9 protein-coding genes and 1 tRNA gene are annotated in these 9,228 nt (G+C 52.9%); 5 read left to right on the forward strand and 5 right to left on the reverse strand.

Annotated elements, in window-relative coordinates; translation table 11 throughout:
* Both VLA04_03675 and VLA04_03680 read right to left on the reverse strand, forming a co-directional pair.
* The coding region (locus VLA04_03675) for a hypothetical protein (protein HSI20774.1) at positions 1–228 on the reverse strand (228 nt) is incomplete at its 3' end.
* 143 nt (positions 229–371) lie between these two features.
* Positions 372–448 (reverse strand) — tRNA-Met (locus VLA04_03680).
* Between the two features lie 148 nt (positions 449–596).
* Between VLA04_03680 and ftsH the strand changes: the two genes are divergently transcribed.
* Genes ftsH through lepA form a run of 5 tightly spaced genes read left to right on the forward strand, consistent with a single transcriptional unit; the run spans position 597 to position 6,653 of the window.
* Positions 597–2,525 carry an ATP-dependent zinc metalloprotease FtsH gene (gene ftsH / locus VLA04_03685; GenBank protein HSI20775.1) on the forward strand — a complete coding sequence of 643 codons (1,929 nt, stop codon included), beginning with the start codon at positions 597–599 and terminating at the stop codon, positions 2,523–2,525.
* Positions 2,526–2,543: 18 nt separating this feature from the next.
* The gene (murJ, locus tag VLA04_03690) at positions 2,544–4,148 is read left to right on the forward strand and encodes a murein biosynthesis integral membrane protein MurJ (protein ID HSI20776.1); all 1,605 of its coding nucleotides are present in this window, start codon (positions 2,544–2,546) and stop codon (positions 4,146–4,148) included.
* A complete protein-coding gene (locus VLA04_03695) occupies positions 4,112–4,516 on the forward strand; it encodes a hypothetical protein (GenBank protein HSI20777.1) in 405 nt (134 codons plus the stop codon). Before murJ ends, VLA04_03695 begins: the two co-directional genes overlap by 37 nt.
* Positions 4,513–4,836, forward strand: coding sequence for a hypothetical protein (locus tag VLA04_03700; protein ID HSI20778.1), 324 nt, complete (start codon positions 4,513–4,515; stop codon positions 4,834–4,836). The genes VLA04_03695 and VLA04_03700 overlap by 4 nt, the downstream gene beginning before the upstream one ends.
* A 5-nt stretch (positions 4,837–4,841) precedes the next feature.
* Positions 4,842–6,653 (forward strand): translation elongation factor 4, encoded by a 1,812-nt coding sequence (gene lepA, locus VLA04_03705; protein ID HSI20779.1) that lies wholly within the window; start codon positions 4,842–4,844, stop codon positions 6,651–6,653.
* Positions 6,654–6,890: 237 nt separating this feature from the next.
* On the opposite strand, the gene VLA04_03710 is transcribed toward lepA, so the two are convergent.
* The 3 genes from VLA04_03710 to VLA04_03720 all read right to left on the reverse strand — a co-directional run.
* Positions 6,891–7,616, reverse strand: coding sequence for a HAMP domain-containing sensor histidine kinase (locus tag VLA04_03710; protein HSI20780.1), 726 nt, complete (start codon positions 7,614–7,616; stop codon positions 6,891–6,893).
* On the reverse strand, positions 7,613–8,074 hold the full coding sequence (locus VLA04_03715) for a hypothetical protein (GenBank protein ID HSI20781.1): 462 nt from the start codon (positions 8,072–8,074) through the stop codon (positions 7,613–7,615). The genes VLA04_03710 and VLA04_03715 overlap by 4 nt, the downstream gene beginning before the upstream one ends.
* A gap of 1 nt (position 8,075) precedes the next feature.
* Positions 8,076–9,228, reverse strand: a 1,153-nt coding sequence (locus VLA04_03720) for an FAD-linked oxidase C-terminal domain-containing protein (GenBank protein HSI20782.1), incomplete at its 5' end; no start/stop codon positions are given.

The raw sequence follows: 9,228 nt of genomic DNA on the forward strand, positions 1-9,228 counted from the left end.
CCACATAAGCGCACAGCCGCCAAGGATTGCCACGATGAGGATAAGAACGGCGCCGTCTACCCAGTGAAGGTCTCTGGTTTCCGTTTGTTTTTCACCCACCACAGCAACAGTTGCCGTACCCGTACCAGGTGCGCGAAGAAGTGTATCCGCATTTGCTGCCTGCAAGGCAGAAGCGGGAGGGCCGAGCGCCTCCACGGGGAGGTTGTTTTGGTTGAGGTCTAGGGCCATGTGGACAATATAGCATGTTAGGCGGTGGCGGAGGTTAGATGCACTCCGAGTACAAGTGACTCTCGCTTCCCCAGCCCTTTCCCCAAATCCAACCCCTGCGTCTACATCAAAGAAAAAGAACTCCCGAAGGAGTTCTTTTTCTTTGGTAGCGGGGGTTGGATTTGAACCAACGACCTTCTGGTTATGAGCCAGACGAGCTTCCAGGCTGCTCCACCCCGCTGCATTTTTTTCGAACGAGAGACTATGGAAAGTAAACTTTACAGTCTTGTCTCTTCTCCCTATACTTGCGATATTGGAAGATCTCGAGTGCCTAGCGATACTACCCTATTCCCAGGCTCGAATCAACCCCATTCCTAACCTCTCACTCCATGGACGAACGCGAGCAGCCTGAGCTTGAACAAATGGAACAAGAGACTCCGCCTCGCCGGCCTGTCCGTCGGCCAAGCAAGGGTCGTGGCGGCATGCCCATGCCTCCGCAGCCAGGGTGCAGTCGCAACTTTGCCTGGATCGTTCTGGCCCTCATTGCTTTTGCCGTTCTTTCCTACGCATACAACCCAAACCGTACGGAGCCTGAGACGCTGGGTATTTCTGACGTTGCCAACAAGGTACAGAACGGTGAGGTAAAGAAGATTGTCGTCGAGAACGACACAGACCTTACGGTTACCCTTTCCGATGGAAAAGAAGTAAAGTCCTCTCTCCGCCAGAACGACACCCTCAAGGACTACGACATTACCAGGGACAAGACCGAGATTGAGATTAAATTCGATGCCACTGGCACCATCTGGCTCGTCCTTCTCCAAACCCTTCTTCCTGCGCTTATTATCGTAGGGCTTATCATCTACATGTTTAGGGCCACTGCTGGCCAGAACATGAAAGCTATGAGCTTTGGGCAGTCCCGCGCCAAATTGGCCAACATGTCCAAGGTGCGCTTTAAGGACGTTGCTGGCCTCAAAGAGGCAAAGACAGAGCTTGAAGAAGAAGTTGAATTCCTCCGCAGCCCAGGGCGCTTTAAGGCGCTTGGCGCAGAAATCCCTAAGGGCGTACTTCTGATTGGCCCTCCAGGAACCGGTAAGACTTTGCTCGCCAAGGCCGTTGCCGGTGAAGCGGGTGTACCATTCTTCACCATCTCGGCCTCTGAGTTTGTAGAGATGTTCGTTGGTGTCGGCGCCTCCCGCGTACGGGACCTCTTTGCCAAGGCAAAGCGCATGAGCCCTTGCATCATTTTCATCGACGAATTGGATGCCATTGGTCGCCAACGCGGTACCGGCCTTGGTGGGGGTCATGACGAACGTGAACAGACCCTCAACCAAATCCTCGTAGAGATGGATGGTTTTGAAACCGATGCCGGCGTCATTGTTATGGCTGCTACCAACCGTCCCGACGTCCTTGACCCTGCCCTACTCCGTCCCGGCCGCTTTGACCGTCGCGTTGTGGTTGACCTTCCCACCCGCGATGAACGTATCGAGGTACTCAAGGTTTACGCAGACAAGAAACCGCTCGCCAAAGGTATTAACCTCGATGCCATTGCCAACCAAACTGCTGGTCTCTCCCCTGCCGACCTGAAAAATGTCATGAACGAGGCAGCCATCCTTTCTGCCCGCCGTGACCAAAAGGAAATCACCCAACCAATCCTCCACGAAGCCGTAGAAAAGATTCTGGTTGGCCCTGAGCGCCCTAGCCGTGTGCTCTCAGATTCTGAGAAGCGGATTACGGCTGTCCATGAGGCAGGTCACGCCATTGTAGGCCACGTCCTCCCGCTTACCGATGACATCCACAAAGTCTCTATCATCAGCCGCGGCATGGCCCTTGGCCTTACGTGGAGCCTGCCTCGCGAAGACAAGCACCTTATCTCAGAGGCCAAGTTCAAGGACGAATTGGCAATGCTTCTTGGTGGCCGCCTCGCAGAAATGCTCGTTTTCAAAGAGCCAACCACTGGTGCGTCCAACGACTTGAAGCGTGCCACCGATATGGCCCGCCGCATGATTACCGTCTTTGGCATGAGTGAAAAGCTTGGCCTCCGCACCTACGGCGAGCAGTCCCACGAGACTTTCCTGGGCCGCAGCATGGGTGAGCAACGCGATTACTCCGAAGAACGCGCCAAGATTATCGATGAAGAAATCTTCCGCATTATTGATGAAGCGGAAAAGAAGGCTTCAAGCGTACTGACCAAGTACCGCAAGGCACTGGACCACCTGGCCGATCTCCTTATAGAAAAGGAGACTGTGAGCGGCGAAGAGCTTACTGCCATTCTCGAAAGTGACACGGGTGTAAGCAAACCTGAGTCACCCCTCGCTTAATCGAGGTATAATTGGCTCATGGGTATTTTTAAACGTGTTGGCTCACTCTTCCAATCTGGTCCCGTAGGCATTAAGCAGGCCTCCATCCTGCTTGTCCTCACCGCCGTCCTCAGCAACGCCCTTGGCCTCCTGAGGAACGTGGTGTTTTACTGGCTGATTGATAAAGGTGAGTTAAGCATTTACTACGCCAGCTTCCGCATTCCTGACCTCCTCTTTAACGTGCTTATCTTTGGGGCAATTGGAAGCGCATTCGTGCCAATCCTGTCCCGTACCCTCGCCAAGCACAAAGAGGAAGATGCCCGTGTCTTTGCCGACCAGACCTTCACCTGGTTAACTGTCATCTTTGTAGCGCTTGCGGCAGTCTTCGCCATCTTCATGGAGCCGCTCATGCGCCTCGTGGTGCATGGGTTTGATCCGGAGCGCTTCAACGCCACGGTACACCTCAGCCGCATCCTTATGCTGCAGAGCGTGTTCTTTGCCTGGTCGTTTATCTGCGGTGGGTACCTCAACAGCTTCCGACGCTTTGGCTCGCCTGCGTTTGCACCCCTCATGTACAACTTGGCAATCATCGCCAGTACTTTTGTAGCTGCAAAAACTGGCATCGAGGCAATTGCGTACGGCGTCATTGTGGGTGCCATCCTCCACTTTGGGATTCAGTTTATTGAGATGCGGCGTACCGGCTATATGCCACGCTGGAACCTACAACGTAGTCCCGAGATACGGGAACTGGCACGGCTCATGGTACCTCGTAGCATCTCCCAAGGAATGAGTCAGATTGTACTCATTGTCTTTACGGCCTTGGCCTCTGGGCTGGCAGCCAGCTCCATTGCCATCTTGGCGGGTATGAATGACCTGCAGACCACACCAACCGTCATCCTTGCCAACTCACTTGCGGTCGCCCTTTTCCCAACTCTGGCAGCCCGGGTGGCCACCGAAGACTGGAACGATGTAAACCGCCTCATCCAGCGCTCCTTCCGCACCCTGCTTTTCTACCTCATTCCAGGCCTCATCCTCGCCTTTGTCCTTCGTGCCCAGATAGTACGGCTCTACATGAGTATGGGACATACCAGTTGGGATGAAACCAACCTCGCCATCGCCACCTTCATTGGGTTCCTCATCGGCATTATTCCAGCAGCCTTTGTGGTGATGTTGTCACGGGTATTTTATGCGCTGCGCGACACTAAGACACCCATGTTCCTCTCCATCATTGCTGGTGGCGCAGGGATCGCTTGGGCGTTTGTCAGCATCACCGTCTATAACGGCACCGTAGCCAGCCTCGCCGTTGCCGGCTCCGTGGTATCCATCGTACAGTGCCTGCTCTACCTCATCGCCCTCAAGCAGCACAAAACTGTCCAATTAGGACTCATTAGCCTTATCCCCCAAATCGCCCGGTACACCCTGCTCGGTTTGGCTTCTGGGCTTGCAACATGGTCAACGCTGCAAATTGTGGACTGGGCATACGTAACCATGGGCATCCTAGGAACACAGTACATTGCTGGCCTTTTCCTTCAGTTCGCCATAGCAGGCACCGTTGGTCTCTTGGTTATTCTCGGATATAGTAAGCTGGTACTTCCAGAAGAACTCTCATGGCTGAAGAACAAACGTTTTACGACCAACCAGTAGACCAAACCCCGTACGGGGCTTTCGTATGGGTAGTTACCCTTGCCCTTGTGTTTACCGGTGTGAGCGGATATGGTTTGTGGAAGCTAGGTTCTTGGGTCAAGAGCAAGCGCTTCCTTCAAGAAACACGAAATGTAGGTGCTACTGACGCCCTACTCAACAAGGTGAAGCAGGAAGGTGCATCAGCAGTAGACCAAGCCAAGGCAGCAGCCGAAGATGCGGCGAATGCCTCTGCCAATGAAGCAAAGAGCCGTGCCACCCAAGAGCTGCTGCAACAAAAAGACGCCGCAATTAAAACGGGTACCGACGCTGCAAAGGAAGAAATAAAAACCCAAGCCAACCAAACATTCCAACAGTACCTCAGCCAATGAGCAAGCCCCTCAACCGTACCCTTCTCCATAGCGTCCTGATAGCCCTCCAGCTTATTGCACTCTGGGTATTATGGGAGATTGCCTACACCCAGACACTTGGCACCCTGGGTAGCGTGTTCATTTCCTTCCTGCTCGTCCTCACCTTAACCATCCAACTCATCTTCCTTGGAATCAGGTACGTGGTCCCCCGCTTTGCCGTAGAGAAGCAACGGTTCGTTGCTTTGGTCTGCATTGTGGTTTCCATCGCCCTGATCCCCTCTGTCATGCTCGCACTCTTTTATCTCCTCTCCGTTGTGCACGGCCCGTTCATTGTTGAATAGACAACATGGAGCGGACCCGCAATTTTTGTATTATCGCGCATATTGACCACGGTAAGTCGACACTGGCTGACCGTATGCTTGAGGTAACCAAAACGGTGGAGTCCCGGGACATGAAGGACCAGATGCTAGACCAAATGGACCTGGAGCGTGAGCGCGGTATTACCATTAAGCTGCAGCCTGTCCGCATGCAGCACACGGTAGATGGCACCGACTACATCATCAACCTTATCGATACGCCTGGACACGTGGACTTCTCCTATGAGGTTTCCCGCTCCTTGGCAGCCGTAGAGGGCGCCGTGCTTCTGGTAGATGCATCCCAAGGCGTGCAAGCCCAAACACTCACCACACTCTACCAAGCGATTGAACAAGACCTGACCATCATTCCTGTTATCAACAAGATTGACCTTCCCCACGCAGAACCGGAACGGCGTGCCGAGGAACTCATGAATCTTATTGGTTGCAAGCGTGAAGATATTCTCTTTGCCTCCGGCAAAACTGGTATGGGCGTAAAGGAGATCTTGGATACGGTAGTAGCGCAAGTGCCTGCCCCGCAAGGGAATCCCAACGCCCCGCTTCGCGCCCTGGTGTTTGACTGTACGTTCGACCCCTACCGCGGCGTAGTGGCTTACTTGCGTGTCGTGGACGGCTCACTTGATGACCGGCAATTGGCCCACCTCATCCAAGGGAATACTGATACTGAAACCTTGGAAGTAGGGTATTTCTTCCCTAAACGCCTTGAACAGCCCAACCTGAAGTGTGGTGACATTGGCTACATCATTACCGGCCTTAAGGAGGTAAGTGAAATTGGTATTGGTGAAACGGTCACCATTTCTGGGCGCAATACCATTGGTTCCGCCGGGCCAAAGGACGCACCTGAGGCGCTGCCTGGCTACCGCGTAGTCACCCCTATGGTTTTTGCCTCGCTGTACCCTACAGACAGTGACGATTACGGAAAGCTGCGCGATTCCATTGCTAAGTACAAACTGAACGATTCCGCACTTTCCTATGTAGCAGAGCATTCACCTGCCCTAGGCTTTGGTTTTCGCTGTGGCTTTTTAGGGATGCTGCACTTGGAAATTGTTACCGAGCGCCTTTCGCGCGAGTTTGGCTCCGAGACCATCACCACCGTACCTTCCGTGGCGTATGAAATTGTAGGAACAAATGGGAAAGTGACAGAGGTGCATAGTCCCGCGGAACTTCCCGACCCTACCTTTTACAGCGAGATTCGTGAGCCATGGGTAAAGCTTGAGGTTGTGAGCCCACAAAGTTACATGGGTAATATTATGGAACTCAGCTCTAAGCACCGTGGAACCTACCTTGGGACGCACTACTTGGATGCAGACCGCGTAGTACTCTCCTATGAAATTCCCTTGGTAGAGATTGTAGTAACCTACTACGACGAGCTGAAAAGCGTCAGCTCCGGCTACGCTTCCATGAGCTATGAAATCCTCGGTTTCCGTGCTGGTAAACTTACCAAACTCGACCTTATGGTAGGTGGGGATGTGGTAGACCCGCTAGCCACTATTGTCCCGACTGACCAAGCAGAAATTCATGGCCGGAGGCTCTGTGAGCGCCTCAAAGACCTCATCCCACGCCAAAACTTTGACATTGCCATCCAAGCCGCAATCAGCGGACGGATTGTGGCCCGTGAGACTATCAAGGCTTACCGCAAGGACGTGACAGGCTATCTGTACGGTGGTGACGTGACACGCAAAATGAAACTCCTCAACAAGCAAAAAGAGGGTAAGAAGCGGATGAAGAAATTTGGGAAAGTGGAGATTCCAGGTAACGTTTTCGTCGACTTGCTAAAGCGGTAATAGGCTCTGGTAAAAGAAAATTTCTTTTGCTATAGTGCCTTTTGTTATCTGCGCCCCACCACCACACTTCAACAAACGGCCGTGTTGATGCAGGAAAGGAATGAGCGAGACGGCACCATATCCGTCCTGCGCTTATCATTTGGGATAATCCGGTGTGCGCTAACACAACGGGGAATTGGGAATGACTACCGGCGCAGAAACCAGATTCAAGAAACACCCTCAGCGAAGGGTGTTTTTTTATGCCGCTGCGGTGGGAATCCGGAGAAGGAAGGTTGTCCCCCTGCCGGGAACGCTAGTGTACGAGATTCCGCCACCCATCCCCTCTAAGATATGTTTGACGAGCACCAGCCCCAACCCCGTGCCGTTTGCCGTCTTGTCCTTGGCTAACTCACCCCGGAAGAACTCTGTAAACAGGCGGCTCTGTTCTGCTTCTGGAATACCAATGCCATGATCCGCAATGGTAATCTCAATCATCCCGCCCTTGGCATACGCTGACAACTCCACTGAACTTCCGGCCGTGGAATACTTAATGGCATTATCAAGGATATTGATAACAGCCTGCTGAAGGTAGGTTTCGTTACCCAAAACCAATGGCAACTGCTCCATGGGCCCCACCTGTATTTTAACCTGTTGCTGGAGTGCAATAAGCTCATACTGCTTCAATACGCCCTCAAGAAGGTGGTTCATATTGATGGGAACCAGCGTCTCTACCCCATGCCCTTTGTGGATGATGCGGAACACGCGCAGCATGTCACCCAAAAGCTGACTCATCGCGTCAGCCTGGACCAAGGCACGTTCCGCCAACTTACGCGTTTCAGGGTCTATATCCTGCTTTTCCGTAATGGAGTTAAGGCACCACTGGACCACCGCTACCGGCGACTTGAGCTGGTGCGAAGCGGCCATGAAAAACTCGGTCTTCTGGTCTGTGTGCGCATCAAGTGCTGGGAGGATAGGCTCGTTCATAGGAAGAACTGATAGACACCAATTGCTGCCTGGGAGATGATTCCCATTAGTGCTAGCCCTGCGCCATAAAGGCGTACGTCGCGAATGGTCTTGCACCGGTTTGCAACAAGGTTGCCGATCGCCCAGGAAAACATGAGCATTACCGCAGCAAGAATGAGACGGGTAACATACATCGTGACAATCCAGTCTTCCTCAGTAAGGTTCATGTCTGCACTATCACCAAGGTGGATGTACATGCCTGCCCGCAAAACCACAGGTATGGCGAGAAGGCCGCCCAACGAAAGGAGGGCTACTGTTTTTTTGGCCAACACTTCTTTTGCTGCCAAAAAGACACCAATGTAAAAAAGCACACACAGGATGATCACGGGAAATACAAAAACTGTTCCAAACCAAAACCATGGCTGAGGGAGGAGTGCCAAGACAATGAGGGCTGCAATGAGAAGATAGAGGAGCGCCATACTATCTGTTAATGAGTTCCCGGTCTTTCACTAAGTGGTCCAACCCGTATGAATGCCGGACAAGCTGCTGGATACGTTCAATAGCCACATCTACCTTCTTGCCTGGGTTCATAATCTCATGGGGGTCAAACATGTGTTTCACCTGACGGAACAAGCGGTACAATTCCTCACCATACTGCGCTTTAAGGTACGGGGAACGCAATAAGCCATCGTTGTGTTCCGCAGAGATACACCCGCCCATCTCAATGACCAGGCGATGGAAATCTTCTACAAAAGGCCAGATCTTTTCCCGGTGTGCGGGATCTGACAAGTTCATGAAAGGCTGCATGTGCAGGTTGGCATCACCTGCGTGCCCCCAAACAGCAATTTTCAATTCATATTTGGCAAAGAGGGCATAGGCACGGCGGAAAAATTCAGGCAGCAACGCAGCTGGGACGATGCCATCCTCCACAATAGGCAAGGCTTTCTCGGGGCCATCTACTGTCCAAATGACAGCAGCAGCTGAACGGCGTAGCTTCCAGAGGCGCTCCTGCTCCGCAGGACCCTCTGCCTCCTTGTGGGCGTACGCGTAGTGCTTAAGGATGGTCTTGGCGGCCTTCCCCTTACCTGTACGGTTTCGGTCATTGTGGTCATCAAACTCCACAATCAAAACAATCTCCGGCATTTGTGCAGGGATCAGTCCCTCCAAGTGCCCAGGCTGTCTTGATTCGACTAACTCCAACAGGTTCCTATCTACGATCTCCAAAGCACTGGGACCAAGCACTAACAGCTCTTCCACGGCTTCCGCTGCTTTATCGATACTATCGAAATACCCACCAATGAGGGCTGTTTCCTTGGGGAGCAGCTCTGTGCGCAGGGTAATCTCGGTGATGATGCCGAGCGTCCCTTGGGAGCCGACAAAGAGCTTTGCCAAGTTGAACATCCCCCTATGCTCTACTTCCCAAATGGCATATCCCGTAGAGTTCTTGGTGACGTGGAACTTGGGGCGCGACTCATCGCGGGTATGGGTGGCAAGGAGACGTGCAAGCTCGCGGTATATTTTACCTTCCAGGCTGTACCGGTGCGTCTTCCCCTCAATCTCCGCCTTGGTCATAGCTTTCACGGTAATCTCGTCGCCGTTTGCCAAAACCACCTTGAGGGATTCTACGTAATCC

This window comes from Verrucomicrobiia bacterium (genome assembly GCA_035460805.1).
In the GTDB taxonomy this organism is placed as follows: Bacteria; Patescibacteriota; UBA1384; order CAILIB01; family CAILIB01; genus DATHWI01.